The sequence below is a fragment of the Nocardia sp. NPDC049935 genome (assembly GCF_055586645.1).
The window spans coordinates 74,614-100,229 of sequence record NZ_JBVJHV010000009.1; the positions used below are offsets into that span (position 1 = coordinate 74,614).

24 protein-coding genes are annotated in these 25,616 nt (G+C 69.0%); 7 read left to right on the forward strand and 17 right to left on the reverse strand.

The genetic code is table 11. The annotated features are described in order from the left end of the window. Positions 1-16: 16 nt before the first annotated feature. From ACZ6SF_RS28920 to ACZ6SF_RS28930, 3 genes are all read right to left on the reverse strand, one after another. Positions 17-937 carry an RNA polymerase sigma-70 factor gene (locus tag ACZ6SF_RS28920; RefSeq protein ID WP_466066298.1) on the reverse strand — a complete coding sequence of 307 codons (921 nt, stop codon included), beginning with the start codon at positions 935-937 and terminating at the stop codon, positions 17-19. Between the two features lie 80 nt (positions 938-1,017). After that, positions 1,018-2,199: an NAD(P)/FAD-dependent oxidoreductase gene (locus ACZ6SF_RS28925; RefSeq protein ID WP_466066300.1), complete on the reverse strand. Its 1,182-nt coding sequence runs from the start codon at positions 2,197-2,199 to the stop codon at positions 1,018-1,020. Between the two features lie 93 nt (positions 2,200-2,292). Beyond that, on the reverse strand, positions 2,293-3,663 hold the full coding sequence (locus ACZ6SF_RS28930; protein WP_466066302.1) for a TIGR01777 family oxidoreductase: 1,371 nt from the start codon (positions 3,661-3,663) through the stop codon (positions 2,293-2,295). A gap of 151 nt (positions 3,664-3,814) precedes the next feature. Here ACZ6SF_RS28930 and ACZ6SF_RS28935 point away from each other — a divergent pair, with 151 nt between their 5' ends. From ACZ6SF_RS28935 to ACZ6SF_RS28945, 3 genes are all read left to right on the forward strand, one after another. After that, a complete protein-coding gene (locus ACZ6SF_RS28935; protein WP_466066303.1) occupies positions 3,815-5,347 on the forward strand; it encodes a CASTOR/POLLUX-related putative ion channel in 1,533 nt (510 codons plus the stop codon). 614 nt (positions 5,348-5,961) lie between these two features. Next, the gene (locus ACZ6SF_RS28940) at positions 5,962-6,891 is read left to right on the forward strand and encodes a TauD/TfdA dioxygenase family protein (protein WP_466066305.1); all 930 of its coding nucleotides are present in this window, start codon (positions 5,962-5,964) and stop codon (positions 6,889-6,891) included. A 186-nt stretch (positions 6,892-7,077) separates the two neighbouring features. Then, positions 7,078-8,394, forward strand: a complete 1,317-nt coding sequence (locus tag ACZ6SF_RS28945; protein ID WP_466066307.1) for a ferredoxin reductase family protein — start codon at positions 7,078-7,080, stop codon at positions 8,392-8,394. Between the two features lie 224 nt (positions 8,395-8,618). On the opposite strand, the gene ACZ6SF_RS28950 is transcribed toward ACZ6SF_RS28945, so the two are convergent. Beyond that, on the reverse strand, positions 8,619-9,059 hold the full coding sequence (locus ACZ6SF_RS28950; RefSeq protein ID WP_466066308.1) for a hypothetical protein: 441 nt from the start codon (positions 9,057-9,059) through the stop codon (positions 8,619-8,621). A gap of 337 nt (positions 9,060-9,396) precedes the next feature. Here ACZ6SF_RS28950 and ACZ6SF_RS28955 point away from each other — a divergent pair, with 337 nt between their 5' ends. After that, positions 9,397-10,308, forward strand: coding sequence for a polysaccharide deacetylase family protein (locus tag ACZ6SF_RS28955; RefSeq protein WP_466066310.1), 912 nt, complete (start codon positions 9,397-9,399; stop codon positions 10,306-10,308). A 39-nt stretch (positions 10,309-10,347) separates the two neighbouring features. Here ACZ6SF_RS28955 and ACZ6SF_RS28960 read toward each other — a convergent pair whose 3' ends face one another. From ACZ6SF_RS28960 to ACZ6SF_RS28985, 6 genes are all read right to left on the reverse strand, one after another. Further along, positions 10,348-11,238 (reverse strand): MetQ/NlpA family ABC transporter substrate-binding protein, encoded by an 891-nt coding sequence (locus ACZ6SF_RS28960; protein WP_466066312.1) that lies wholly within the window; start codon positions 11,236-11,238, stop codon positions 10,348-10,350. Beyond that, positions 11,232-12,782, reverse strand: a complete 1,551-nt coding sequence (locus ACZ6SF_RS28965) for a copper resistance CopC/CopD family protein (RefSeq protein ID WP_466066314.1) — start codon at positions 12,780-12,782, stop codon at positions 11,232-11,234. Before ACZ6SF_RS28965 ends, ACZ6SF_RS28960 begins: the two co-directional genes overlap by 7 nt. A 121-nt stretch (positions 12,783-12,903) precedes the next feature. Continuing rightward, a complete protein-coding gene (locus ACZ6SF_RS28970; protein WP_466066316.1) occupies positions 12,904-13,584 on the reverse strand; it encodes a YcnI family copper-binding membrane protein in 681 nt (226 codons plus the stop codon). Next, complete coding sequence (locus ACZ6SF_RS28975) at positions 13,577-14,449, reverse strand: ABC transporter permease (RefSeq protein ID WP_466066317.1); 873 nt, start codon at positions 14,447-14,449, stop codon at positions 13,577-13,579. Before ACZ6SF_RS28975 ends, ACZ6SF_RS28970 begins: the two co-directional genes overlap by 8 nt. Beyond that, positions 14,439-15,296 carry an ABC transporter ATP-binding protein gene (locus ACZ6SF_RS28980; protein WP_466066319.1) on the reverse strand — a complete coding sequence of 286 codons (858 nt, stop codon included), beginning with the start codon at positions 15,294-15,296 and terminating at the stop codon, positions 14,439-14,441. Before ACZ6SF_RS28980 ends, ACZ6SF_RS28975 begins: the two co-directional genes overlap by 11 nt. Beyond that, complete coding sequence (locus tag ACZ6SF_RS28985; RefSeq protein WP_466066321.1) at positions 15,293-16,360, reverse strand: ABC transporter substrate-binding protein; 1,068 nt, start codon at positions 16,358-16,360, stop codon at positions 15,293-15,295. Before ACZ6SF_RS28985 ends, ACZ6SF_RS28980 begins: the two co-directional genes overlap by 4 nt. 129 nt (positions 16,361-16,489) lie before the next feature. Between ACZ6SF_RS28985 and ACZ6SF_RS28990 the strand changes: the two genes are divergently transcribed. Then, complete coding sequence (locus ACZ6SF_RS28990; RefSeq protein ID WP_466066322.1) at positions 16,490-17,113, forward strand: TetR/AcrR family transcriptional regulator; 624 nt, start codon at positions 16,490-16,492, stop codon at positions 17,111-17,113. On the opposite strand, the gene ACZ6SF_RS28995 is transcribed toward ACZ6SF_RS28990, so the two are convergent. From ACZ6SF_RS28995 to ACZ6SF_RS29015, 5 genes are all read right to left on the reverse strand, one after another. After that, a complete protein-coding gene (locus ACZ6SF_RS28995; RefSeq protein ID WP_466066324.1) occupies positions 17,097-17,585 on the reverse strand; it encodes a VOC family protein in 489 nt (162 codons plus the stop codon). The genes ACZ6SF_RS28990 and ACZ6SF_RS28995 overlap by 17 nt on opposite strands. A gap of 79 nt (positions 17,586-17,664) precedes the next feature. Further along, the gene (locus ACZ6SF_RS29000) at positions 17,665-18,405 is read right to left on the reverse strand and encodes an SDR family NAD(P)-dependent oxidoreductase (RefSeq protein ID WP_466066325.1); all 741 of its coding nucleotides are present in this window, start codon (positions 18,403-18,405) and stop codon (positions 17,665-17,667) included. Then, entirely contained in the window at positions 18,402-19,322 is a 921-nt protein-coding gene (locus ACZ6SF_RS29005) for a TIGR03619 family F420-dependent LLM class oxidoreductase (protein WP_466066326.1), read from the reverse strand. The genes ACZ6SF_RS29000 and ACZ6SF_RS29005 overlap by 4 nt, the downstream gene beginning before the upstream one ends. Further along, positions 19,319-20,434: a Rieske 2Fe-2S domain-containing protein gene (locus tag ACZ6SF_RS29010; RefSeq protein WP_466066327.1), complete on the reverse strand. Its 1,116-nt coding sequence runs from the start codon at positions 20,432-20,434 to the stop codon at positions 19,319-19,321. Before ACZ6SF_RS29010 ends, ACZ6SF_RS29005 begins: the two co-directional genes overlap by 4 nt. A gap of 183 nt (positions 20,435-20,617) precedes the next feature. Further along, on the reverse strand, positions 20,618-21,553 hold the full coding sequence (locus ACZ6SF_RS29015; protein WP_466066328.1) for a LysR family transcriptional regulator: 936 nt from the start codon (positions 21,551-21,553) through the stop codon (positions 20,618-20,620). A gap of 61 nt (positions 21,554-21,614) precedes the next feature. On the opposite strand from ACZ6SF_RS29015, the gene ACZ6SF_RS29020 reads away from it, so the two are divergent. Beyond that, positions 21,615-22,025, forward strand: a complete 411-nt coding sequence (locus ACZ6SF_RS29020; RefSeq protein WP_466066330.1) for a DUF5997 family protein — start codon at positions 21,615-21,617, stop codon at positions 22,023-22,025. Positions 22,026-22,090: 65 nt separating this feature from the next. On the opposite strand, the gene ACZ6SF_RS29025 is transcribed toward ACZ6SF_RS29020, so the two are convergent. Beyond that, complete coding sequence (locus ACZ6SF_RS29025) at positions 22,091-22,870, reverse strand: SDR family NAD(P)-dependent oxidoreductase (protein WP_466066331.1); 780 nt, start codon at positions 22,868-22,870, stop codon at positions 22,091-22,093. A 101-nt stretch (positions 22,871-22,971) separates the two neighbouring features. On the opposite strand from ACZ6SF_RS29025, the gene ACZ6SF_RS29030 reads away from it, so the two are divergent. After that, complete coding sequence (locus tag ACZ6SF_RS29030) at positions 22,972-23,595, forward strand: TetR/AcrR family transcriptional regulator (protein WP_466066333.1); 624 nt, start codon at positions 22,972-22,974, stop codon at positions 23,593-23,595. Here the strand turns inward: ACZ6SF_RS29030 and ACZ6SF_RS29035 are convergent. Beyond that, positions 23,592-25,604 carry an AfsR/SARP family transcriptional regulator gene (locus tag ACZ6SF_RS29035; protein WP_466066334.1) on the reverse strand — a complete coding sequence of 671 codons (2,013 nt, stop codon included), beginning with the start codon at positions 25,602-25,604 and terminating at the stop codon, positions 23,592-23,594. The two genes, ACZ6SF_RS29030 and ACZ6SF_RS29035, sit on opposite strands and share 4 nt — an antisense overlap. Between the last annotated feature and the right edge of the window lie 12 nt (positions 25,605-25,616).

Consider the following 25,616-nt stretch of genomic DNA (forward strand, 5'->3'; position numbering starts at 1 on the left):
CGGACTTCTGTTTCGATCAGGAGGAGGCCTCGCCCGCGGCTCGGATACCGCGCAGCTTCTCCGGATTGACCTGGAAACGGACGGCGTCGATCCGGCCGTCCCGGATGTCGTAGGTCAGCGCGCCGAGGCGGTAGTCGCCGAGTATCCCGACGACGCTCAGTTCACCGTTGACGACCGCGGGTTCGAGCCGGACCCCTGCGGAATCCGGTTTCGCCATGACCCCCAGCAGCCAGCGCGCCACATGGTCCGGACCGTGCAGCGGGCGGCGTGCGGCGGTGACGATACCGCCGCCGTCGTTCCACAGCGTCACCTCCGGTGCGAGTAGTTCCATGAGCGCGTTGAGATCGCCGCCGTGGCAAGCGGCCACGAACTTCTCGGTGATCCGCCGGCGCGCGCCTTCGTCGGCATCGAAGCGGGGCCGGCGGGACTGCACATGCGCGCGGGCGCGGTGCGAGATCTGCCGGACGGTCGCCTCGGGACGATCGAGGAAGCCGCCGATCTCGGCGCAGGAATAGCCGAACACCTCACGCAGGACGAATACGGCCCGCTCTGTAGGGTTGAGGGTTTCGAGGACCACCAGCATCGCCGTCGACACCGTATCGGCCATTTCTGTCTCCTCGGCGGCGGTCGGCTCGGTGAGCAGTGGTTCGGGGAGCCAGGGGCCGATATAGGTCTCGCGGACGGCCCGGGCCGAGGTGAGCTGGTTGAGGGCGAGGTTGGTCACCGTGCGTACCAGGTAGGCCTTGGGATGTCCCACCGAAGCCCGGTCCGCCGCCTGCCATCGGAGCCACGCGTCCTGCAGGATGTCCTCCGCGTCGGTGACGCTGCCCAGCAGGTGATACGCGGTGCCGAACAGCAGGCGGCGGTGTTCGGTGAACGGGTCGATCGTCGCCTCGTCCGGTTCGGGGGACGGCCGATGGGTGGTGGGATCCTGCACCGTACTGCCCCTGTCGGTCGGAGGCCGGATCGCGGCCGGGGTTCGGCGGTGTCACAGCAGACCCGCCCGGAATCCGATGATCATGCCGTTTCGCGGGTGGCGCGGCCACCTTTCGACAGCTGCACCGGGAGTTTCGCGTAGCGGCTCATCCTGGCCGCCACCGGCGGGGTGCTACTCACCTGTTCCTTGTAGAAGACCGCGGCCCTGCCCCGGAGATACCACCGGTTCGGCGTGTCGTCGGCCGCGGTGAACTGGATGACCGCGTCCTTGCGGCCCAGGCTCACCGGCTGGTGGAAGTAGCCGAAGCGCAGGGGCCGCACCGATTTCCCGCGCAGCAGGCGGGCGATGACGGTGGCGGTGTAGTCGGCGGTGACCACACCGCTCTGACAGGTGCCGTGGAGCCGGCCCCACGCCTGCTGTACGCGGGCGGCGTCCCCGACGGCGTGGATATCCGGGTGCGAGACCGAACGCAGGGTGGGGTCGGTGATGATGAGTCCGCGCGCGTCGGTGGCGATCCCGGCCGCGGCGGCCAGCGGCGGGACGCGCACCCCCGTGGTCCACAGGGTCAGGTCCGAGGCGACCAGTTCACCGGAGTCCAGGCGGACGGCGTCGGGCAGTACCTTGGTGACCCTCGCGCCGGTCGTCCGCACCACGCCCAGGCGGTCCAGAGCGCGACCGAGATGGGCGCGGGCCTTCTCGCCCATCATCGTGCCGGGTTCGGTCGCGCTGATCAGCCGGACGGTGAGCCCGGGGTAGGCCTCCGCGATCTCGGCGGCCGCTTCGATCCCGGTGAGGCCGCCGCCGCAGACGGTGACGGTGCCTCCCGCGGCGGCCGTTCCGGGCAGGCGCCGGGAGAAGAGGCGTGCGCGCCGGGGGTCGTCGAGAGTCCAGGCGTGGTCCGCCGCGCCGGGTACGAGGCTCGTATCGGTGGTGCTGCCGAGGGCGTAGACCAGCTTGTCGTAGCGCAGAGTCGCGCCGTCGTCGAGTGCGACGGTGTGGGCGGCGGCGTCGATGGCGACGGCCGAGCCCCGATGGAATTCCACGCCGGTGCCCGCGAGCAGGTCCGGGATCCGGAAGTCGGTGAGTTCCCGGCCCGCGGCGACCTGGTGCATACGCAGTCGCTCGGTGAAGCGGGATGCGGGGTTGACCAGGGTGATGTGCGTGTTCAGCCGGCGGGTGTAGCGGGCCAGCCGGGCGGTGGCGATCAGGCCGGCGTAGCCGGCGCCGAGGACAACGATCTCGCGGGTCGGGGTGGTGTGCATCGTTCGCTCCTGAGGCTCGGGTGTGGGAGTTGCCTATGGGACAAGGCAGGCCCGGCGAACGTGACACCTATTTTGGTGATCTGGATCACATGCCTAGGTGTCCTCGGAAAGTGACGGCGGCGTCCGCCCGAGTACGTGACGGAGCGCGGAGTCTAGATCGGGGTCGCGGAAGTGGTGCCCGGCGTCGAGCAGGCGTCGCGGTACGACCCGCTGGCTCGCGGTGGCCAGTTCGCGGGCGCCCTCGCGACCGAGTAACAGTCCCGGTCCGAACGACGGGACCGGAACCGGCGTCGGACGGCGCAGCGTTCGTCCCAGCGCCCGCGTGTACTCGGCATTGCGTACCGGCGCGGGCGAGACGGCGTTGACCGGCCCGCGCAGCTCGGAGTCCCAGAGCGCGCGGTGATAGATATCGACGAGATCGTCGATGCCGATCCACGACATCCACTGCCGCCCGCCTCGGATCCGCCCGCCGAGTCCGGCGGAGAACAGCGGCCGCAGCAGCCGGAGGGTACCGCCGCGCGGCGACTGGACGATACCGGTGCGCACGGACACCACCCGGGTGGTCGCGGTCGCCGCGGTCGCGGCCGCGGCTTCCCAGTCGGTGACGACATCGGCGAGGAAACCGGTGCCGGGGGAAGCCTGTTCGGTGAGGGTTTCGTCGCCGCGGTCGTATCCGTAGCACCCGATCGCGGAGGCGCAGATGAAGGCGGGTACACCGCTGCGGGCCGCGAGTTCGGCCAGTGCGCGGGTCGGGCCGATTCTGCTGTCCCGGATGGCGTGCTTGTGCTCCTCGGTGAATCGTCCCGCGATCGAGGCGCCGGCCAGGTGGACGACCGCATCCACTCCTTCGAGCAGGTTCCCGGCGGGACGGCCGGGATCCCACTGTCGCTCGCCGGGCGAGCCGGGGCGGTGGCGTACCAGGCGGATCACAGTGTGCCCGCCGGCGGTGAGAAAGGCTGTCAGCGCGGATCCGATCAGCCCGGAGGAGCCCGTCACCGCCACTGTCGCGGTGCCGAAACCGTATCGCGCCGCCCGCTGGTGCGCGGCGAGATCGTTGGCCAGCTGCCGGTACCGGTACTCGAACATCGGCCGCAGCGCGGCCGCCGGCACCCAGGTCCGCACCCGGTCGGTGACGCGGGTGTGGGTGGGGTCGGTTTCGGTGAATTCGTGGACGTGCCGCCAGGACAGGGCGGAAGCCGCCGGCAGCGACGCGGGCCCGTCCCGCGTGATCCGGTCGGCGAAGCGGAACGGCGGATCGTAGGCGTCCGGTTCGTGCTGCGCTATCCAGCGAAGTCCCGCGGGCAGCCCGAGCACCGCCCGGCCGTCTTCGAGAGATCCGGCTTCCTCGATCAGCGATACGGGTTGCCACGGGGGAGCCAGGCGGGCGAACGCGCCCGGGCGCCCGAACCACGCGAAGACATCGGATCGAGGGACCGCCACCACAGCCGAGCACTCGATACTCATTCCCGCACCCTACGCAGCACCGCCGCATCGGCCGGTCAGGCGCCCCGAGGGGAGGGTCGTGGATGTCGTTTCGGTGGTGCGTGATTCATCGCGGCCGGTTACGTTCGTGGGCGATGTGTGGCTGTGCGTGTGGGTTGTGAGTGGGGTGAGGGTGGCCAGGATCAGGGTGCGTGACCGGCTGCGATTCTGGTTCGACCGGACGATGGATCGGGGCACTCCGGCGTTGATCGGCTGGCTGTGCCTGGCGTCGGCGGTGCTGATCGGGGTGGTCACGGTGCTGGCGGTGTTGCTGGCACCCGCCGATGTCGAATCCGTCAAGGGCGGCTGGGTCGGCGTGGTGCTCGTCACGGGTATGGAACAGCGGATCGCGCAACTGCGCAAAGGACGGGCTCCGCTGATCGAGTCCGGGCACACGGTCGTCCTGGGCTGGTCGGATCAGGTGTTCACCGTGGTGTCCGAACTGGCCGCGGCGAACCAGCGAACTCTGCTGAACAACCGATCCTGGCCGGCCCGGCGGCCGCATGTCCTCGCGGCGGTACGGCAGTCGGAGGATGTGGCCGCGGCCCGGCTGGCCACCGACGCGGACACCCTGGTCATCGACGCCGAGGACATCACCGTGCGGATCGTGGTGCAGTCGCATCGGCAGTCGGGCCTGTCGACGGTGTGCACGGATCTGCTCGACTTCGCCGGCAACGGGCTCTATCTGAGAAGGGAGCCCACGCTGGCGGGGCGGACCTACGGGGATGCGCTGAGCGCCTACAACACCAGCTGTCCCGTGGGGTTGCGCCGCGGTGACGGGACCGTGGAGGTGAACCCCCCGATGGACGCCGTGATCGCCGCGGGCGACCAGATCATCCTGATCGCCGAGGACGACCTCCTCGTGGAATTGGCGGCCGAACCGGTGCCCGTGGTCACCGAAGCGCTGGTGGCCGTCCCCGACCAGGCGGGCGCACCCGTCCCGGACCGCACCCTGCTGGTCGGCTGGAACTCGCGTGGACCTCGGATTCTCGGCCTGCTCGACGAGTACGTCGCACCCGGATCGGTGCTCGATATCGCCGCCCCGCAGTGTCCGCCCGACGATGTTCTCGACTGTTCGCGGGCGAACCTGATCGTCGGGTACCGGGCCTGCGAACCGACGAGCCGGCGCTCGCTGGAAACCCTGAACCCGGGCAGTTATCAGCATGTGGTCGTGCTCAGTGACGACAGGCTCGACGAAGACCGCGCCGACAACCGCACCCTGGTGACGCTGTTGCACCTGCGGGATATCGAAGACCGGATCGGCGATCCGTATTCGATCGTCACCGAGATGAACGACGACGCCAACCGGGAGATCGCGCAGGTCACCGAGGCCGACGACTTCATCGTGAGCAGTAAACTGATCAGCCTGCTCCTGACGCAGCTCGCCGAGAACCGGCATCTGCACGCGGTATTCACCGATCTGTTCGATCCCAGCGGCTCGGAGATCTACCTTAAACCCGCTCCGGACTACGTCACCGCCGGCCGGGAGATCAACTTCGCCACCCTGGTCCACGCGGCGCGCATGCGCGGCGAGGCGGCGATCGGGTACCGGCTCCACCACGATGCCGGCCGGCCACCCGCCTACGGTGTCACCCTGAATCCGCCCAAGGACGCCGCGATCACCCTGTCCCCGCTGGACAGCGTGATCGTGGTCGCCGAGGACTGAGACTCCGCCACCGGCCTTCCGGGTGGCCCCTCGGTTGGGGACCAAGACTCCATACATGCCGCCTCCGGCGGCCGGCAGCTGTTGCTGGACTGCGGTGCCGCGCTGGACCACCTGCGGGTCGGCGCGCCAGCCGCAGGGTGGCGCGTGTCCGTTTCCGGGCGCGAATTCTCCGCGCCGGTGAGAAGGCCCGGCGGAATTGTTCCGCGCGATAGGTAAGTTTCTGTTCAAGGAATCTGTAGCCGAACTGTGTTGGTTGTCGTGGCCGGGCGGGGCACGCTGGTGTACGTGACCCCGAACCGCCCGACGACCGCCCGCGCGGTGCGAAACGACTGTCGCCGCCCGCGCTGGTGTCGCCGCGCCTGATTCCGCCGATTCTCCTCCGGTTCGGGCTGTTTTCATCCTCTTCTCCACTCCGCTTCTCGGTGTATTCCCTGCGCCGAGAGCCTTTCTCGCCGAGCCGGAAGTTTTCCCACGTCATACGAACTCGCGGTCCCGCGCGGTGGCGTCGATTCCGATGCCGTCGGCGCGGAGAGCGTTCCGCTGATCACTCGCAGCGGGAGAACAGCGCGCGGCCATCAGGGCCGCGCTCGGTACCGTCAGAAGGAGACGAAGTCATGACGGCTGTACCCGAATCCGCCCTGGGGTTGGATATCGTCCCGGTCGCCGGATACATCGGCGCGGAGATCACCGGCGTCGATCTGCGCGAGGACCTCGACGACACCACCGTCGCCGAGATCCACCGGGCACTCGACGAATACAAGGTCGTATTCTTCCGCGACCAGCGGATCGGGCACGCGGAGCAGGTCGCGTTCGCCCGGAAGTTCGGCAAGGTCACCCCGGCCCATCCGCACGAGGAGAACCCGCCGGAGGGATTCCCGGAGATCCTGCCGATCGACAGCCGCCGGTACGAGCAGAACCTCGGCCGCAAGCGGACCTCCTACGACCACAGCTGGCACACCGATGTCACGGCCCTGGTCAATCCGCCGGCCGCTTCGATACTGCGGGCCGATATCCTGCCGCCCTACGGCGGCGACACCGCATGGACCAATCTGGTCGCCGCCTATCGGAACCTGCCCCGGGAACTGCGTGATTTCGTCGACACGCTGGATATCAAACACCAGTTCCAGGCCCGCGCTGCCGAGGGCAGCCGGCGTGACCGCAAGATCAAGGAGGCCAACCTCGTCACCTACCATCCGGCCGTCCGGGTGCACCCGCGCACGGGGGAGCGCGCGTTGTTCGTCAGCCCCGGATTCACCCGCGGCGCGCGGGAGATCCGCGGCTTCACCCCGGACCAGAGCGAGCGGCTGCTGAAGCTGCTGTGGGCCGAGGCCACCAAGACCGAGTACACCGTCCGCTTCCGCTGGGCGCCGGGCAGTATCGCGTTCTGGGACAACCGCGCCACCGCGCATCTGGCCATCGGCGACGCCGGGCATCTCGGGCACGACCGGGTGCTCTACCGGGTCACTCTCGAAGGTGACGTGCCCAAGGGTGTCGACGGACGCGAATCGGAACCGGTCTCGGGTCGGCCCTTCTACGGCGCATGACCCGATTTCTCCGATTCACGTCACCCTGACTCCGGGTCCACCGCGGGCCGGACGGGTCGCGTCCGTTCGGCGGACTCGCTCCCGGGCGACACGCGTGCCGCGGGTCCGGGAGGTGGCCCGGGGTGCGGTTAGCGTGGGATGCGCCCGGCGGGCGTAGCCCAACGCTCCTCGGATCGGAGGTCGGTGGTGTCCCTGGTGGTTCGCGGTATCGGGTGGATCGTGCTGTACGTGGCGGTGGCGGTGGTGCCGCTGATATTCGCCGTGATCGGGCCCGTCGAAGGCGGCCGGGGATTCCTGGTGGAATTCTCCGTGGCACTGGGATTCGTGGGTATGTCGATGCTCGGCGCGCAGTTCGCGCTGGTCGCCCGGTTCCGTGCCGTCGCGGCACCGTTCGGCGAGGACGCGCTGGTGCAGTTCCACCGGCAGGTGTCCTATGTGGCACTGGCCTTCATCCTCGCCCACCCGGTTCTGCTGCAGATCGGCGGTATCGACATCGTCGCGTTGCTGAACCTCGCCCAGGCGCCGTGGCGGGCGCGGTGCGCGGTCGCCTCCACGGTGCTGCTACTGGTCGTGGTGGCCACCTCGGTATGGCGGCGACGGCTCCGGATCCGGTACGAGGTGTGGCAGGTACTGCACGGCGCACTGTCGGTGGCCGTCGTCGGCCTGGCGCTGGCGCATATGCTGCTGGTCGGCTACTACCTGGATGCCCGGTGGAAAGTCGGGCTGTGGCTGGCGATGACGGTGGCGCTGGTCGGCCTGCTGGTGTGGGTGCGGGTCGTCGCACCGCTTCGGCGGCTGCGCCGGCCGTGGCGTATCGCCGCGAACACCGCCGAACGCGGTGCGGCCCGCAGCCTGACCCTCATCCCCGACGGCCACGACGGATTGCGTTTCGAGCCGGGGCAGTTCGGGTGGCTGACCGTCGACCGGTCGCCCTTCGCGATCACCGCGCATCCGTTCTCGTTCTCCTCCAGCGCCGAGGACGGCGGCCGCGTCCGGATCACGATCAAGGCGCTCGGCGATTTCACCTCGGCCGTCGGCGATATCGCCCCGGGTACCCGCGCGTTCCTCGACGGCCCGCACGGTGTGTTCACCCCCGACCGTCACGAGGGTCCCGGATTCGTCCTGATCGCCGGGGGCGTCGGCATCACCCCCATGGTCGCGATCCTGCGCACCATGGCCGACCGCGGTGATCGGCGCCCCTTCCTGCTGATCTACGCGGTCCGGACCATGCCCGAACAAACCTTCGACGACGAGATCGCCGCCCTGACCGAACGACTGGACCTCACCGTCGTCCCCGTTCCCCAGCACCCGCCACCGGGATGGGACGGCGAGAGCGGGTTCGCCGACAGGGCGCTGCTGCGCCGCCACCTGCCCGGCCGGTACCGGTACCGGCAGTATTTCGTCTGCGGACCCGCGCCCATGGTCACCGCGGTCGAAGACGCCCTCGCCGCGCTGGAGGTACCGGCCGGCCGCGTCCACACCGAACGTTTCACCTTCGTCTGACCGGAGGAACCACGATGCGACACACCTACACCACCCGCGCCGTCTGGGTGATCACCCTGGTTCTGCTCGCCGCCTGCACCCTGTTCGCCCTGGCGGCCTGAACCAGATGTCCTCCGGGTTCATCGCAGGTCGCTCGGGTCCCCGCGGCCGCCCGTCGCAGTAGCCACGACGGCCCTCGACCGATTCCGGACAGCTTCGTGTCGAGGAGGGTCGAACCGGGCCGCCTACGGAACGTAGAGGTACCACTCGGCGAACGGGCCCTGGATGGGCCAGGTGTCGGCCATGATCTTGGCGGGGCCCATGCCCACCCACAGGTCGACGGTGACCGTGGCTCCGCGGGTTGCGCCGGTGTGGACGTAGACCTCCTGGTGGCGGGCGCCCGCGGAGCCGACCCAGCCGAACATGACATGGTTACCGCAGGGGCCGCGCTGATAGCCCTGGGGTGTCACATGGGCACGGACGAAACCGGGACGCCGGGGCGCCGCCTCCAGATCGACGGCGATGGTACCGGTGCAGAAGTTGGCATCGCCGAAGGTGTAGAGGGTGGTGCCCAGCGGGGCCCACTGGGGTAGTGGATCGGCCTGTGCCGGGACGGCCGCCACGCCGCCCAGCACACCGATTCCGATCGTCGCCATGACTCCGGCCGATAGTCGGCGCATTCTCATGCGTAGTCCTTCCCCTGACACGGAGGCGCCCTCCTCCGCGGTGTATCCGTCCGGGAACCCCCTGCGGCAGCACCGGCGCACGGCGGAAGCCGTTCTGGCGGTGAGCATATCGGACCGGAGGGTGGGCCGGCCCCAGGTTTGGGAACCCGCCCGGCCGCCGGGTTCGGGCGGCGCCGGGTGTGGCGGGCGTGTCGCGTCGAGCGGTATCGCGGTGGGTGCGGTCTAGGGTGGGCTCTCGAGGCCGCGATTCGGCGGGACCGGGGCGCAACCCGATCCCTCGATGGTCGACGCCGGAACGGACGGTTGCCCGACCCCCGACCCGAAGAGGGAGTTGCGCATGACGGTCAAGAAGATCCAGGTCGCCCTCGGTATCGATGTCGACTCCTGCGCCGGATGGCTCGGCTCCTACGGCGGCCAGGATTCACCCAACGATATGCAGCGCGGCGTCTTCGCGGGCGAAGTCGGTGTTCCGCGGCTGTTACGACTGCTGGAGCGTCGCGGGATCACCGCCACCTGGTTCTGGCCCGGGCATTCCCTCGAGACATTTCCCGCGCAGGCCCGGATGTGCGTCGAGGCGGGGCACGAGATCGGCGCGCACGGATACAGTCACGAGAATCCGCGCTCGCTGACCCTCCGGCAGGAACGCGATGTGATGGCCCGGTGCGTGGAACTCATCGAGGATCTCTGCGGGCGGCCTCCGGCCGGTTATGTGGCGCCGTGGTGGGAGCTCAGCGAGCACACCGCCGCTATCCTGGCCGACTACGGATTCTCCTACGACCACTCCCAGAACTACAACGATTTCGTGCCCTTCTACGCCCGGGTCGGTGACCGGTGGACTCCCATCGACACCTCCGGGCCCGCCGCCGACTGGATGCGGCCGCTGGAACACGGCCACGAGATCGACCTGGTGGAGTTCTGTGGCAACTGGTACGTCGACGATCTGCCACCCATGATGTTCGTCAAGGCGCACCCCAACTCCCACGGATTCGTCAACCCGCGCGATATCGAGCAGCTCTGGAACGATCAGTTCGACTGGGTGCACCGCGAACTCGACTACGCGGTCGTCCCGGTCACCCTGCACCCCGATGTATCCGGGCGGCCGCAGGTCCTCCTCATGCTCGAACGTCTGCTGGACCGCTGGGCCGCCGCCGGCGGAGTCGAATTCGTCACCATGGCCGAGGCGGCCGCCGAGTTCCGGAGGCGCTACCCGTTCGACCGCCCGCAGCGTCCGGAATGCGTCGGCCGCTGAGCCGGCAGGGCCCCGCGGGGGTCGGCCACATGGGCGGGATCAGCGGGACCCGGGCGACGTCGGTTCGCCGGGGGAAGGGGGCACGGCGGGATCGCTCCGGGGTGGGCCGGCCGCGATGACCGAGCCACCGAATTCGGCATCGATATAGCGGGCGACCTCCGGACTCTCGAGCTGCCGGGCGAGCGCCACCAATCGCGGATCGTCGGCGTCGCCGGTCATGGCGACCAGCACGTTGGTGTAGGGGTTCCGGGGCCCGGGTTCGCGCAGCAGCGCCGTGGCCGGGACGAATCCGTTCTCCCGCGCGGTGTCGGGGTTCATGATGACGGCATCCACCGCGCCGATCACTTCCGGGAACTGTGCCGGGTCGGCCTGGGTGACGGTGAGATGCCGTTGCGCCTCGACCACGTTCGCTTCCGTGACCGTGAGGTCTTCGAGCGAGGTACCGCCGAATTCCTTGTTCAGGGTGAGCAGCCCGCCCTGCTGGAGCAGATAGAGGCTGCGCGCCAGTGGTGCCTGCCCCGCGGGGACGAGAACGGAACCGAAATGCGGAATCCGGTCCAGCGACGGGTGGGTTCGCGAGTACAGCCCGTAGGGCACCACGTGCACATGCGCCAGAACGGCGAGTCCGGTGATCCCGTCCTGCGCCGTCCGGCCTTCGAACGCCGGAATATGCTGGAAATAGGCGGCATCGGCCGAGCCGTCCGCCACCCGCCGGTTCGCGTCGGCCGCCGCGTTCTCGATATGGACGGCCGGTCCGCCGATCCGCCGGGCCGCGTACTCCAGGATCCGGCGGTGCGGACCGTCCCCCACGAGGACGGTGAGTGCACCGTCGCCCACGGGCCGGGAGGTATCCACCCGGGCCTCGGGGGCGCAGGCCGGTGCGCCCAGCAGCGCGAGGACGGCCAGGAACAGGAACGCTCGCCTCACCACACCACGTACCTCACTGCCGTCACGACGGGACTCGTCCCGTGGTCGACGACGATCGACAGGGTCCATTCGGCCGGGACCGGGATGATCACGTTCGCGCTGGTCCAGACCCCCGCGTGTTCCGAGAGGGAGACCGGGAGGCGGGCGATCCCGGCGGCCTCGGACGACAGTGTGGCGCTGAGTCCGGTGAGGTGTTCGCGGGCAGCGTCATCGGGCTCCAGACCGATGGTCACCGGCCCTCTGCGGGTGGTGTCCAGGCGAACCTCCAGTCCGCCCCGGTCGAGCCGCGCGGTCACCGCCAGTGCGGGGCCGTAGTCGTCGCGGGCCGGTACCGACGAGGCCAGGACGGTGGTCAGCGCCAGCACCACCACGCCGGCCGGTAATTCGATACGCACGGCCCACCGCCCGTCGGACCGGCCGCGTAACCACCGGCCGGCCCGGAATGCCGCCGCCACGAGGACGGCGACACCGGCGACCTTGGCGAGGAGAACGAGCCCGTACTCGGTGCGCCACAGCGATTCCAGCGGGTATACCCGGCGTACCGCCTGGTATACGCCCGTGACGAGCACGACCCCGAGACAGCCGGTGGCCACCGCGGCCCAGCGTTCGCGCAGGACCGGCCGGGGGCCGCCCAGCAGCAGGGCGGCGATTCCACCCACCCAGATCGCCATCGCCAGGACGTGCGCGGTGGTGGAGACGATCGCGACGGCCGCATCGGACCCCGCCGCGGCATGCCCACCGGCGGCGAAGGTGTAGGCGATGACACCGCCGGCGAGGACCGGCACGGCCGCGGGCCGCCACGGTACGGAACGCCACAGCACCCAGACACCCAGGAGCACAGCAGCCACCAGCCGCAGCAGCAGGCGCGGGCCCAGGGGAGTGGACAGGGTGTCGCCGATCCCGTCGAGGCGCGGCAACGCGGTCCAGTCGCCGGAACCTTGCGAATACGGGCCCTGAGCCGCCAGATTCAGTGCGGCGCCCATGACGATGAGCGCGGCCCCGAGCGCGGTCGTCACGGTGAACCGCCGGGCGACCCCGCGACCGTCGTCGATACTCGCGCGACCGGCGTACGCCACCGCGATGAGCAGGCCGAACGACAGCGCGGCGCCCAGGTGGCCGAGTAGCCGCGCCACCCGGATCACCGTCGTCCAACCGCCGCCCGCCTGCCCGTATTCGGCCGTGCCGACGGTGAGACCGCCGGGGTCGGCCGCGCCGACCACGAACCGGATGGAATACGCCACCACATGGGTGTCGGCCGACACCGCGCGGACGCTCGCCAGATAGGTCCCGTCCGGCAGGGCGCCCCGCACCGGAACCCGGATACCGGTGCTGTCCGCGGTCACCTCCGGATCGCCGAGAGGTATCCGGTGATTCGCCGCGTCGATCAGCCGGACACTCCCCGCCACGAAGCGCACCGGTTGGTCGAGTGTGAAGGCGACGGCATCCGGCGCGGCGCCGAGTACCGCCGCCTGCGCCGGTACCGTGGCCACCAGGTTGGCGTGGGCGGCGGCCGGTGCCGCGCCCAGCAGTTGCAGGACCGCGGCCACCAGGAGACCCGTGAGGAGAACGCCGGCCGTTCCGGCCGGGACCGGGATCGCCGGGACACGCCGTCGGCCGATACCGGTTACCGGGCCGGGGCGGATCGGAATCGTCACCGTTGCGGCCGGGTCAGCGCGAACGCAGGCGCCGGTGCACCACCCCGGCGTACCCCAGCGCCGCGACGGCGACCAGCAGAGACAGCACCGATATTCCTGTCGCCACTCCCGAGCCGCCGGTACTGCCGGCGTGCGCCGCGTGCTCGGTTCCCGGGACGCCGTGTTCGTCGGTGCCGCCGGCCGCGGCGAGCCGGATCACGGGGGCGGGGTGGGCGAGATCGGCGTGCGGGTCCAGGGCACGTTCGTTCCACTCGACGATCGCACCGTCGGAATAGTGCTGGGCCACGGGGACGGCTACCGATTCCGCCTCCGGCCACGGTCCGGCGGAAACCGTGAACACGCCGAATTCGTCCGGTGCCAGCGCGTCCGCCGGACCATCGGCCTTCCAGACGACCCGCTGCACCGTGCCGCCGTCCCCACGTTCGATCTGGGCCGTCCAGCCCGGTACGGGCAGCGTGCGCAGTGAGGTGAATTCCGTCGCGCCGGTGAACGTGAACTCCAGCCGGGTGGTGGCGGCATTCCGGGATTCGGTCGGGACCTGGAACGTGGCCGTGCCCCAGCCGCCCCGGGTGGGCGTGCTGCCGGAGTCCGCCCGGACATGAGCGGAGGCGTGCTGTGCCGGTACCAGCAGCGCGAGGGTCAGCAGCGCCACGGCCCCGGCCGACCGCAGCGCACGGGTGCGGATGTCAGCCATTGGTGATGCCCTCCTGCCAGCCCGTGAGGCGCCGTTCCACCAGCACCAGCAGATAGTTCATGATGAGTCCCAGGATTCCGAGCAGTACGATGCCCGCGTACATCTGCGGGATCCGGAACGTCTGCTGCATGGTGAGAGTGAAGATGCCGAGTCCGGCGGGGGCGCCCACCATCTCCGCCGCGACCAGCACCGTGATCGCGTAGGCGCCGCCCAGCCGGATCCCGGGGAAGATGCGGGGGATAGACGCCGGCAGTACGACTTTCGTGAAGATGAACCATCGGTCGGCGCCCATACTCTTCGCCGCGTCGATCTGCAGCTTCTCCACATCCTTGACCGCGGAGATGGTGGTCAGCAGGATGGGCCAGACCACCGCCCAGGTCACGATCGCATACTTCGAGGGCTCGCCCAGGCCGAAGAACAGCAGGAATACCGGAAACAGGGCCAGTGCCGACAGCTGCCGGAAGAATTGCAGCACCGAATCGATCACGCGCTCGAACGGTTTGAACCAGCCGATCGCCACACCGAGCGGCACCCCGATGACGATACCGAGGCCGAAACCGGTCAGGGAACGGCGAACACTGGGCCAGACGTGCTTCTGGATGGCGCCGTCGGGCAGCAGTCCCTCCACCAGGGCCCGCACCACCTCGTGCGGCGGCGGCAGATAATGCTCCCGGACGACGCCGGCCCAGATCAGGATGTACCAGATCAGGATGAACCCCGCCCACCCGAGGGCGGAATTGAGCACGAGTCCCGGATTCCAGCGAAACCGGGCCCGCTCGCGGGGAATGGGGGAGGCGGCTCCGCCGTGCCGGGATTTCACATCGGTAGGCCCGGCCGGGACGTTCGCGCGGGTATCAGGCGACATCGCGCACCTCGTCGCGCAGGATCTCGGCCACGGTCCGGCGGATACCGACGAATTCCGGCGAGTTGCGGATCTCCTCGGTGCGGGGACGGGGCAGGTCGATATCGACGAGCGCCTTCACCCGGCCCGGTCGCGCGGTCATGATCGCCACCCGGTCGGCGAGGAATACCGCCTCGTCGATCGAATGGGTGACGAACAGGACCGTTTTGCGCCGGGCGCCCGCATCGTGGCTCAGGCCCCAGATACGCAACAGTTCCAGCTGCAGCAGTTCGCGGGTGTTGGCGTCGAGCGCGGCGAACGGTTCGTCCATCACCAGCACACTCGGGTCGTAGGCCAGGGCGCGCACGATCGCGACCCGCTGCCGCATACCGCCGGAGAGCTGGTGCGGGTAGCTGTGCAGGAACTCACCCAGCCCGACCTTCTCCAGCAGTGCCGTGGCGATACTCCGCCGCTCGGCCTTCGATACGCCCCGGATCTCCAGGCCGGCCTCGACATTGCGCAGCACCGAACGCCAGGGATAGAGCGCGTAGCCCTGGAACACGACGCCGATATCCCGGTTCACCCCGGTGAGCTGTTCACCGCCGACGAGGACCTCGCCCTGCGAGAGCGTCTCCAGCCCCGCGAGAATGTTGAGAAAGGTCGATTTCCCGCATCCGCTCGGCCCGAGGAGGGCGAGGAACTCTCCCTCCGGGACGGCCAGCTCGAAATCGCGCAGGACGGTGACTTCGCCGGTCCGGACCCGGCCGGTCTTGCGAGCCGGGAAGATCTTGCCCACTCCGCGGGCCACGATCTTGTCGGGGTGCCGCCGATCGGGGCGGGTGTCGCTGGTTCCGGTCTCGGTTACCGTCATTTCTCGCCCACGGTGAGGTCGACCTGGTTCTGCGCCTGACTGTCCAGCAACGCGTCGGTCTCGGCATAGGGGTTGTACCGGTTCGTGGCGACGTCGTCGGCGGTCAGCGAATCCTCGGGGAGCTGACCGAATTTCTCGAGGGTGTCGATCCAGTACTGGATCTGCTCGCGGTCGATGATCGCGTTGTTGACGTAGGCGTAGCGGGTGATATCGCGCACGTCCTGCCCGATCCGGTCGGCGATGTACTGCCGGGCCTGGTCCGGATTGCGGTTCACCCAGCTCTGGGTCTTGCCGAGGATTCCCACCAGTTCTTCGGTCTGGGCGGGGAATCGGCGGATGAACTCGCCGTTGCCGGTGTAGGGCTGGCTACCGCTCGCGCCGCCGTCGAGGTCGAAGTCGCTGAAGAGGCTGACGAGATCGGGATTGTTGAGGGCATGGCCCGAGAACGGGGCATGGATGATGGAGAGATCCGCGGCGCCGGTTTCCACCGCCTGTTCCGACTGGGAGTCGGGGGTCGGTACCCAGTTGATCGCGTCCACGTCGACGCCCTTGCCGGCCAGGTACTGTTTGGTGACGTACTCGGCGCAGGCACCGAATCCGTTCATCGCGATCGTTTTGCCCTCGAGCCGGTCCAGCGAGGTCGCGGTGATCCCGGAGTCCTTGCGTACGAAGTAGTTCATATGCGGTGCGTCCGGCAGGGTCTGATTGGATGCCGCGATGATCTTCAGGTCGGCGCCGCCGTCGATCGCCGAGATGGTGAGCGAGGCCATCCGGGTGGCGAAGTCGAGATCACCGGTATCGGTGAGGGGAATGAGCTGATTGGCGTCCACGGCGCCCACATACTTCGGCTTGATACCCGCCTCGTCGAAATATCCGAGCTTGTCGGCGAGGTAGACCAGATCGAAGCTCGGGTTGTCGGCGTACTTGAAGTAGACCGGATTCTTCGGATCGGAGATATCGCCGGGCGGCCCCGGGATCTCCGCCGAACCGCCACACGCGACAGCGCCGAGCATGAGCGCCGCACCGGCCACCGCTGTCAGCCCCCGCACCACAGTCTTCTTCATCGTCGTTCCCTCGCTGGAGGCGCTTGCGCGCCTTGACAGATCACACCTCGGCGCAGTCAATCAGGCGGGGGTGCAACCGGCACCGCTTCCGTTCACCGTGATCGCAACGGGCTACTATGCTCTGACGCTGTGAGCCGTGGTGAGCAGGCAAAAGCCGATATTCTCGACGCCGCCGAGCGGTTGATCGCCGAGCGGGGGGTGCAGGTTCCGCTCCGGGAGATCGCGGTGGCCGCCGGGCAACGCAACAATTCCGCGGTGAACTACCATTTCCGCAACCGTCAGGAGTTGGTCGACGCGGTGGTCCGGCGTCGGCTGGAGCCGATGGAACGCCGGCGCACCGAGATGCTGACCGCCCTCGGCGGTGCGGATCGCACGGACGTCGACGCGCTGCTGCGGATTCTGGTCCTGCCGTTGACCTCGGTCGACAGTGACTACTATGCGCGATTCCTGCAGGCGGCCATGCTGTATCTGCCCCGGGAGATCGACGGAACCCAGGGGGCGGCGTGGCCGCAGGTGTTGAACGAATTGGCGCGTGCGGTACCGACATCGGACCGCGGCGCGCGGCGGCGCCGGATCGGCGCCGTGGCCACCGCGATGTTCGCCCTGCTGGCCGAATGGGAACGGGAGACCTGCGAGGGCACGATCTCCGCGGATTTCCCCGAGGAGATCGTGGTGATGCTGGGTGCCATGCTGAGGGCGCCGATAACGGATCGCGAGAAGACGAGGGGCGGGGCGCTCAACAGTTCGCCTTGATGTGTTCATAGAACACCCGCATACCCGGACCGATTTCGGCGATCTCCACGAAGGGGGCGCCCGCGGCGGCGCCGTCGATATAGGCGAAACGCATCTGCCCGCCCATATCGCCCTCCTGGACGATCGGTAATCCCGCCGCGAGTGCTCCGGCGACCGCGGAGTCGAAATCGTCGGGTTCGAAGCACAGATGGTGCAGGCCGGGCCCACCGCGGTCGAGGAACTCGGTGTAGATACTGGGCCCGCGCACCGGCTGGATGAGTTCCAGCTGCGTATCCGAGAGGTACGTCAGGGAGATATGCGCGCTGAAGTCGGCCGGTTGGCCGCGGTAGCGGCAGGTGTCGGGGCCGAACGGGATATCCGGGAGCCGCGTCCACGATCCCGCGCCGAATTGCCCGCTCAACAATTCCTCGGTCGCGGCGATATCCTCGGTGACCCAGGCGATCTGCGTGATCGGGCCGTATCCGGTGTTCATCGTGTCCTTCCCGGTGCCCAGGAGCGCGGAATCCCGGCACGATCACGCTCCCCGGCCGGGGCGCGGCCCGGACTCCGGCTCAACCCGCTGTTTTCCCGTTGTCGGCGGCGATCACCGCACCGTGCATCGCGCCGGCTTCCTCGCCGGCGAGGAACGCGATCACGGAGGCGACGTCCGCGGGCTCGCTCATTCCTCTCGGCGCCGCGATGCGGATGACGAGATTCGGGTCGGCGCCTTCGGGCAGGGAGAATTCGGTGACCTGTGGTGTGAGCATTCCGCCGGGGCAGACGGCGTTCACCCGCAGTCGCGAAGCGGTGAATTCGAGAGCGAGAGCGCGGGTCAGGCCGATCAGGCCGTGCTTGGCCGCGCAGTAGCCGGCCGAATAGGCCTGCCCCTCCAGGCCGGCGATCGACGCGACATTGACGATATTCCCGGCCGATTCGAGCAGATACGGCAGCGCCGCGTGGCACAGGAAGAACGGCGCGTCGAGGTTCACCGCCAGATCGCGGCGCCAGTCGTCCGCTGTCATCGATGCGGTATGCCGCATCGTATGGGCTCCGGCGACGTTCACCAGGATATCGATGCGGCCGAACTCGCCGGCGCATTCCTGTACGGCCGCGGCGCAGGCGGCCGGCGTGGACAGATCCGCTGTCGTGAACCGCCCTCGCGGCACATCCGCGAACACCTCGGACAACCGTTTCTCATCACGTGCGACACCGAATACCGTGGCGCCGCGCTGCGCGAACAACCGTGCGGTGCTCGCGCCGAGCCCCGACGAGGCACCGGTGATCAGGGCCACCTTGTCTGCCAGACCGCTCATCGCGCGTCCTTCCCTTCACCGGCGCGCCGGCCGTCGGTCGCGCCGTCACCGGTGCGGGCGACAACGCGCTCGGCGAAACGGGACAGGTTCGCGATCTTGGTGTCCAGGCTTTCCGTATCGTGTTCCCGGGTGTAGGGATTCCGGAATCCGACGATGACGTCGGTGACTCCTTTGTCCTCGAGCCGTTTCACGCCGTCGACGGTGAACCCGTCCGGCGAGATGACGTGCACCTGGAAATCCGCGCGTGTTCCGTACTCCGCGCGCAAACCGTTCAGTTCGTCGAGCAGACGGTCCAGTTCCCCGGGGTCGCCGCCCGCGTGCATCCAGCCGTCCCCGCGCTCGGCCGCGCGTCGTAGCGCGGGCCGGCTGTGCCCGCCGATGAGCAGCGGGATCGGTTCCGTGGGCACCGGAGAGATCTTGATGGGCGCGAGTTCATAGAATTCGCCGTGGAATTCGAAGTATCCGCCCGCGGTGAGGCCCCGCACGATATCGAGGCATTCGTCCATCCGCTTCCCCCTCCTGTCGAACGGGACGTCGAACATCTCGAAATCATCCGGCCACGGACTGATTCCGACGCCCAGCCCGAGCCGGTTACCGCTCAGCGCGGCCACCGAGGCCGCCTGTTTCGCCACCAGGACCGGCGGCCGGATCGGCAGTTTCAGCACGAACGGGGTGAACCGCAGCGTGGTGGTGGCCGCGGCCAGCGCGGCGGCGAGGACGAAGGTTTCGATGAACGGTTTGTCCTCCAGGAACTCCCGGTTGCCGTCCGGGGTGTAGGGGTAGGTGGCCTCGGAGTCGCGGGGGTAGGCGACACTGTCGGCGAGCGCCATCGAGGTGTAGCCCGCGGCTTCGGCGGCCTGTGCCAGCGGTACGTAGTACGCGGGGTCGGTCATGGTCTCGGCGTAGGTGAATCTCATCGGGCGGCGGCCCTCTCCAGGTTGGCGGCGACTTCTTTCTGCCATTCGTCCTGCGCGTGCCGGGTATCGACCTCGCATTCGAAGCGCGCCGTCATCTCGCTCGTGACCTCGGCGGCATCGACGTAGAACTGTTCGTACCAGCGTCGCTGCTGGTAGACGGGACCGTCCTCGGCGGTGAGCAGGGGGTTGTCGATGCGGGTCTTGTGCTTCCAGATCTCGACATCCTGCAGGAAACCCTCGGCGAAACTCTTGGAGAAGGCGGCGGCGAGTCTGCGGGCGCTGTCCGCGTTCATGCCGGGGATCCGCTGCACACTCACTCCCCACTGCAGGACGAACGAATCGTGGGTGACCGGGTAATGGCTGTTGATCAGGACGACCTCGACCGTAGACCCGGCGAAGTCGTTGTGCAGGTAATTGATCATGTAGGCGGGACCGTAGTACGAAGCCTCGGATCGCAGTAGCGCGTCCTCGACCTTCTGGATATCCGGGCGGGGCCTGGAGTGCATGAGCTGGGTGGCCACATGACCCTCGAAGACGTTCTTGAAGTACACCGGGTACGCGCCGTGGATATAGAAGAAATGCGCCATATCGACGTTGTTGTCGATGATCTCCCGGCAGTGGGACCCGGTGATGGACACCGAGTCCCACGTCCACTCGCTCCACAGATCGGTGCCGATACCCTCGATCCGCGGGATCGCGAGTTCCGGCGGTGGCGGGTTGCCCTCGGGGTCGTTCCAGACGAAGAGCTGAAGATTCTCCTCGGCCGTGATCCAGGTGCGGGTCCGGGCCAGTTTCGGTACCCGCCTGGCATAGGGCACCGCCGCGCAGCGTCCGTCGCCGCCCCACCGCCAATCGTGGAACGGGCACGCGACGGTATCGCCCTTGACGGTGCCCTGGGACAGGTCCGCGCCCATATGGCGGCAGTAGGCGTCGAGCACGCGCAGCGCGCCGCCGCTGTCCTGCCAGACGACCAGTTTGGTTCCGAAGGCCTCGACGGCATGGGGCCGGCCGTCGCGAAACGCGCCGGCCAGGCCCAGACAGTGCCATCCTCGGGCGTACCGAGTCGGCTCCCGGCCGGTGTCGATCCGGCGGAACTCCGCGTCGCGCGTCATGGCATCGCTCTCCTTACTCCGCGTGCCCGGCGCTACGAACCCCGGTGGCAGGTCGGCGAAACGGGTGCTCGACCTGTCGAGCGGTTGGCGACGGCGCCGGGTCTCGTCCGGACACCGACACATTAAGCGAAATTGCTTAATTCGTCTATGGATGGTCCCGCCGTACCCGCGGCGGTGCGCGGGTCAGCGTTTGCGGCCCCGAGCCGGTTTCTTCCGGGCCGGTGCCGGTTTCCTCGTGGTGTTCGGCCGTTTCCCGGACGGGCTCGGCTTCCGCTGTTCCGGTTCGGCGCGCTTTCCCGCGGGGGAGCGGGAGCTGCGTTCCGAGCGGCCGCGCACCACGCCGATGAACTCCTCGACCAGTTCGGTGGTCCGATCCGGCAGCCAGGCCAGGACGATCTCGGTGTCCTCGGTATCGGTCACCGTGCGGTAGACCAGGTCGCGCCGGTGGTGCAGGCGGGCGATCGAATGGGGCACGATCGCGACGCCGACCCCGGCGGCGACGAGTTCGAGGGCGGCTCTCGCGGTGGCCGGATCGGCGGTGTCCTGTAGCCGTTCGTCCGCGAGATCGGCCAGGGTGACCTCGTCGAGCAGGGCGATCTCGTGGTCTTTGGGCACCACCACGACGGGTAGTTCTCGGTAGAGCGGGATCGCGTGCATACCCTCGCGGTCGATCGGCAACCGGACGAAGCACATATCGACCCGGCCCTCACGCAGCGCCGGCTCCTGATCGGCCTGAGCGAGGGCGACCAGCTCCAGCGGGTTCTCGGGGAACCGCCGCGCCCAGATCCGCTCCCATTTGGTGACGGTGACACCGGGTACGAACCCGACCCGCAGCGTGGCCGCGGCGGCGACCGCCGGGGTGCCCGCCTCGTGCGCGGCGCGCGCGATGAGGTCGGGCGCCTCCCGCAGCAACTCCTCGCCCGCTTCGGTCAGCCGGGTCGGCTGTGCTCCGGGCACGAACAGCTTCGTGCCGAGTTCGGCTTCCAGATCGATGATCGTATGGCTGAGCTTCTGGCGGGAGATATGCAACGACTTCGCGGCGCGTGCGAAGTGCAGTTCCTCCGCGACCGCGGCGAACCAGCGCAGGCGCTGCACATCGATGGCGGAGAACCGGCTCATACCGGCAAGCCTATGGCACCGCGGAGTCCGGCCCGGCCCTGCGGCCCGATACGCTGTCCCGGTGAGCCCGGACAGGAAACCGCAGATGATGAAGCCGCTGACCGCGGCGAACAAGCTCGGCATCTATCTTCCGGCGGCTCCCGAAGAGTTCCGGAACCACCCGATCTCCCGGGCCGAACTCGATGAGCTCCGGACGAATCCGCCCGAGTGGCTCAGCGAACTGCGCCGCACCGGGCCGTTCCCGCGTGACATCGTGGCCCGCCGGCTGGGCGTCTCCAACAGCGGCCTCACCCGGGCCGGAGCGTCCGACTCGCTCACCGCCGACGAGATCGCCGCCTTGCTCGCGGATCCGCCGGAGTGGCTGATCCGCGAACGGGAAAGCTATGCCGCCGTACGCGCCGAGGACGAACGGGCCCAGGCCAAGGAGGCCGAGCGCCGAGCGGCCACCAACCGCCCCACGAAGGGCTACTAGGTTTCCTCCGAGCCGCCCGGGGGGTACCGCCGAGATCGGCTTGGGTGATCCTGTCTCGGAGAGGGTCAGGCGGCATCGTGCCGAAGGGCCGGGCCGAGCAGGAGGCCGCCGTCGACCACGTACTCGGATCCGGTGACGAATGCCGCGTCGTCGGAGGTGAGGAACAGCAACAGGCGGGTGACGTCGGCGGGCTCGCCCATACGCGGGATCGCGAAGGGTTCGGGTGAGAAGAAGTCGGAGATGGGGGAGTCGCTGCCGGCCGCGGGTTCGGTGATGAACGGGGTGGCGATGACCCCGGGATGGATGGTGTTCACGCGGATGCCGTCGCGACCGAGTTCGAGGGCGGCGGTCTTGGTCAGGCCGCGTACGCCCCACTTGCCGGCTACGTACGGGGCGTAGAGAGCGGTCCCGCCGATGCCGGAGGTGGAGGCGATGTTGACGATCACCCCGCCGCCCGCGCGGCGCAGAGATGGGGCGGCCGCCTTGGTTCCCAGGAAGGCTCCGGTCAGGTTGATGTCGAGGATTCGCTGCCAGACTTGGAGATCGGTCCCCTCGATGGGCGCCGCCGGGTTCTGCACCCCGGCGTTGTTGACCAGGACGGACAGGGGTCCGAAATGTCTCTCGGTCGCCGCGATCGCAGATTTCCAGGCCTGCTCGTCGGTGACATCGAGCGGTACGAACAGGGCGCGGTCCCCGAGTTCGGCCGCGAGGGCACGGCCGCGGTCCTCGGCGATATCGGCGAGCACGACGTTGGCGCCCTCGGCGTGGTAGGCGCGAATATGGCACGCTCCCTGCCCTCCGGTGCCTCCGGTGACGAGCACGGTGCGATCGGCGAAGCGGTTCATGATTTCCCCTTGGTTGATGGTGAGTCGAGCGACTCGCCTCACTGTAGCGGTTGTGCGGACATGTGGCGAGTCGAGTGACTTACCTCGCATAGGATGGTGATATGCCGACGGAACCTTCGACCTATCACCAGCGCGTCGCCGAGGAAAAGCGCGAAGCGATCCTGGGTGCTGCGACCAGGTTGTTCCTCGATTGCGGGTACGCGGGGACGTCGCTGGCCAAAGTCGCGGAGTCCGCGGGAGTGTCGAAAGCGACATTGTTCAAGCAGTTCCCGACCAAGGCGGCGTTGTTCGACGCGATCGTCACCACCTCATGGCGAACAGGCGAGGACGCCGGCACGCAGCCGCCCACCGGCGACCCCGTCGCCGGGCTCACTGTGATCGGACATCGCTACGTCGCTTTGCTCACGAGCCCGGACATGGCCGACCTGTTCCGTATCGTCATCGCCGAGATGCCGCGCTTCCCCGAACTGGCCGAGGCGCAGTTCAACCGTGGCAAGATGCCCTACTTCACCTCTGTCCGAAGGTATCTGGAGGCGGAGTGTGCGGCGGGCACGCTCGTGGTGGACGACCCCGACCTGGCTGCCACCCAGTTCCTCGGGATGATCTCCAATTACGTGTTCTGGCCGCGGATGCTGCTGCCGCAATGGGCGCCGGACAGTGTATCCACGACGCACGTGGTCGACGAGGCCGTTCTGATGATGCGGGCCCGCTACGGCGCGGATTAGGGATCCGGTGCGGGCTCCGCCGACAGCACGGCCGTGATCTCGGTGAGGATCGCGGCGACCGGGCCGAGGCTGATCAGACCGCTCGCCGCCCCCGCGAGTTCGCTCGTGGCCGGGAGCAGAGCGGCATGTGCCCGCCGCAACACCACCGAGTCGTTCAGCTGGAGCGCGGCACGGACGAGAAGGGTCCACAATGCTTCGGCGAGAAGGTCAGCGGGCGGATCCGGAACCCGGCGGATTGCCGCGGCCGCCTCATCCCGCCGTCCGGCCGACAACTGCAGCAGCGGGAGGACCCAGGGGCCGTACGGTCCGAACTCGTTCGGATCCTGCGGCGCCACCGGCCGGCCGTGGCGTATCCGGAGAGCCAGCAGCGAAAGCGGAGCGAGGCCCTTGCTCACGCCCGCCATCCCGGCCGAGTCCAGTGGGGCGGCCGCGGCGCGGTAGGCGGCCTCCTTCGTCCGGAAGGGGATATCCGGATTCTCGGAGAGGCGGAGCGCGCGATACCAGGTTGTGAAGATCGACACCAGCGGCCGGCCGTGCCGCCCGGCGAGCCGGTCCAGGTGGGTGGCGTACTGGTCACCGGCCCTCCAATCCGCCCTTGCCGCAGCGGATTGGAGCCTGATGAGGTACCCCAGTACCTCGAATGTCGGAAGGTCGTGCCGGACAGACACGGCGACGATATCGGCTGCGAGGGTGTCGCGCAGATGTGAGAGGCCCGTGGTCTGGAATGCCTGCATATACCGCCCGTTGAGGGCGAAGGCCAGCAGCGCGGGATCAGTGATGCCACGGGCGAGTCGCTCGGCCTCGAGTGCCGCCGCTCGGGCTCGTGGAGATGCCGTGCCGCGCGATTCCACGGCGACGGTCGCCAGCAGTCGCGCTCGCACGGCGGGGGCGGTATCCGCGGAGAGCCGGGCCAGAGTGCGTTCGGCGGCGGCGACGACCCGGGCCGCTTGTACGGGGTCGTCGGAGCGGGGCCAGTTCGCGGGGACGTCGTAGGCGCCGATCACCCGGGCGGTGAATTCCGTATCGCCGAGCTCTTCGGCCGCCTCCACGGCGGCGGCACGGTGCTCTCGGGCGGCGAGGAGACCTTCCGCCCCGGTGACGGCGAGTCCTCGCATCAACCCGATTGTGGCCTCCAGACGCAGGCGAGCGCCAGGGGCGGCCCGGTCGTGGGCAGCTGCGGCGCTCGCCCAGACCCGGGAGGCGGGTTCGGTGGGCGGGTCCAGCCGGTCCGCCCGCCGCAGGATATCGGCCTCCAGCTCCCGCAGCCCGGGCCCGGGATCGAGCCCCAGTTGCTCGGCGAGCGCGGAGCGGGCACCGCGCAGGACAGTGAGCGCGTCGGCCTGCCGTCCCGCCCGGTACAGCGCGAGTGCCAGCAGCTCCCACCCTTCCTCTCGCCACGGGTGCGCGCGGGCGTGGACGTCGAGACCGGGGACCGCCTCGGCAGCCCGGCCCAGGTCCAGCAGCGCCCGGCCGCGGCGCTCCACCATACGAGATCGCAGCTCCGCCAGCCGGGCCCGCTCCGGCTCTGCCCAGCGGGCGTCGGGAAAGTCGGAATACGCGGGCCCGCGCCAGAGCGCCAGCGCCGAATCCAGCAACGGGACAAGCGCGGCGGGTGATGCCTGCGTTTCGACCGCCCGTCGGAAACGCCAGGCGTCGACGTCCTCCGGGTCCGCCCGTAACGAATATCCCGTACCGGTGGTGACGATCAGGCGCGGTGGGGTACGGGGCTGCCGCTCGGGCTCCAGGGCCCGGCGCAGGGATCCGACGAACGTCCGGATCGCGCCGATCGCGCCCTCGGGTGGTTTCTCCCAGAGGTCGGCGACAAGCCGGTCGACCGGGACCACCCGGCCCTCGGCTGCGACAAGCAGTGCCAGGACCTCCCGATGCCTCGGTCCCTTCAGAGAGATCGCCGACCCGGTCGCGTCCCAGGCTTCGACCGGTCCCAGAACTCCGATGGCCGGGCCCACCTCCGCGCCTCGATCCGGGGTCTGTGCTGATCGGATGCTCATCCGGGTGCGTAA

Coding starts and splice junctions, on each gene's coding strand:
- ACZ6SF_RS28950 (WP_466066308.1), bottom strand. CDS start 9,059: ATGAGAATGCGCCGACTATCGGCCGGAGTCATGGCGACGATCGGAATC.
- ACZ6SF_RS29025 (WP_466066331.1), bottom strand. CDS start 22,870: ATGAACCGCTTCGCCGATCGCACCGTGCTCGTCACCGGAGGCACCGGA.
- ACZ6SF_RS28930 (WP_466066302.1), bottom strand. CDS start 3,663: ATGAGTATCGAGTGCTCGGCTGTGGTGGCGGTCCCTCGATCCGATGTC.
- ACZ6SF_RS29010 (WP_466066327.1), bottom strand. CDS start 20,434: ATGACGCGCGACGCGGAGTTCCGCCGGATCGACACCGGCCGGGAGCCG.
- ACZ6SF_RS29015 (WP_466066328.1), bottom strand. CDS start 21,553: ATGAGCCGGTTCTCCGCCATCGATGTGCAGCGCCTGCGCTGGTTCGCC.
- ACZ6SF_RS28955 (WP_466066310.1), top strand. CDS start 9,397: ATGACGGTCAAGAAGATCCAGGTCGCCCTCGGTATCGATGTCGACTCC.
- ACZ6SF_RS29035 (WP_466066334.1), bottom strand. CDS start 25,604: ATGAGCATCCGATCAGCACAGACCCCGGATCGAGGCGCGGAGGTGGGC.
- ACZ6SF_RS28940 (WP_466066305.1), top strand. CDS start 5,962: ATGACGGCTGTACCCGAATCCGCCCTGGGGTTGGATATCGTCCCGGTC.
- ACZ6SF_RS28970 (WP_466066316.1), bottom strand. CDS start 13,584: ATGGCTGACATCCGCACCCGTGCGCTGCGGTCGGCCGGGGCCGTGGCG.
- ACZ6SF_RS28980 (WP_466066319.1), bottom strand. CDS start 15,296: ATGACGGTAACCGAGACCGGAACCAGCGACACCCGCCCCGATCGGCGG.
- ACZ6SF_RS28925 (WP_466066300.1), bottom strand. CDS start 2,199: ATGCACACCACCCCGACCCGCGAGATCGTTGTCCTCGGCGCCGGCTAC.
- ACZ6SF_RS28975 (WP_466066317.1), bottom strand. CDS start 14,449: ATGTCGCCTGATACCCGCGCGAACGTCCCGGCCGGGCCTACCGATGTG.
- ACZ6SF_RS28985 (WP_466066321.1), bottom strand. CDS start 16,360: ATGAAGAAGACTGTGGTGCGGGGGCTGACAGCGGTGGCCGGTGCGGCG.
- ACZ6SF_RS29030 (WP_466066333.1), top strand. CDS start 22,972: ATGCCGACGGAACCTTCGACCTATCACCAGCGCGTCGCCGAGGAAAAG.
- ACZ6SF_RS29000 (WP_466066325.1), bottom strand. CDS start 18,405: ATGAGCGGTCTGGCAGACAAGGTGGCCCTGATCACCGGTGCCTCGTCG.
- ACZ6SF_RS29005 (WP_466066326.1), bottom strand. CDS start 19,322: ATGAGATTCACCTACGCCGAGACCATGACCGACCCCGCGTACTACGTA.
- ACZ6SF_RS28995 (WP_466066324.1), bottom strand. CDS start 17,585: ATGAACACCGGATACGGCCCGATCACGCAGATCGCCTGGGTCACCGAG.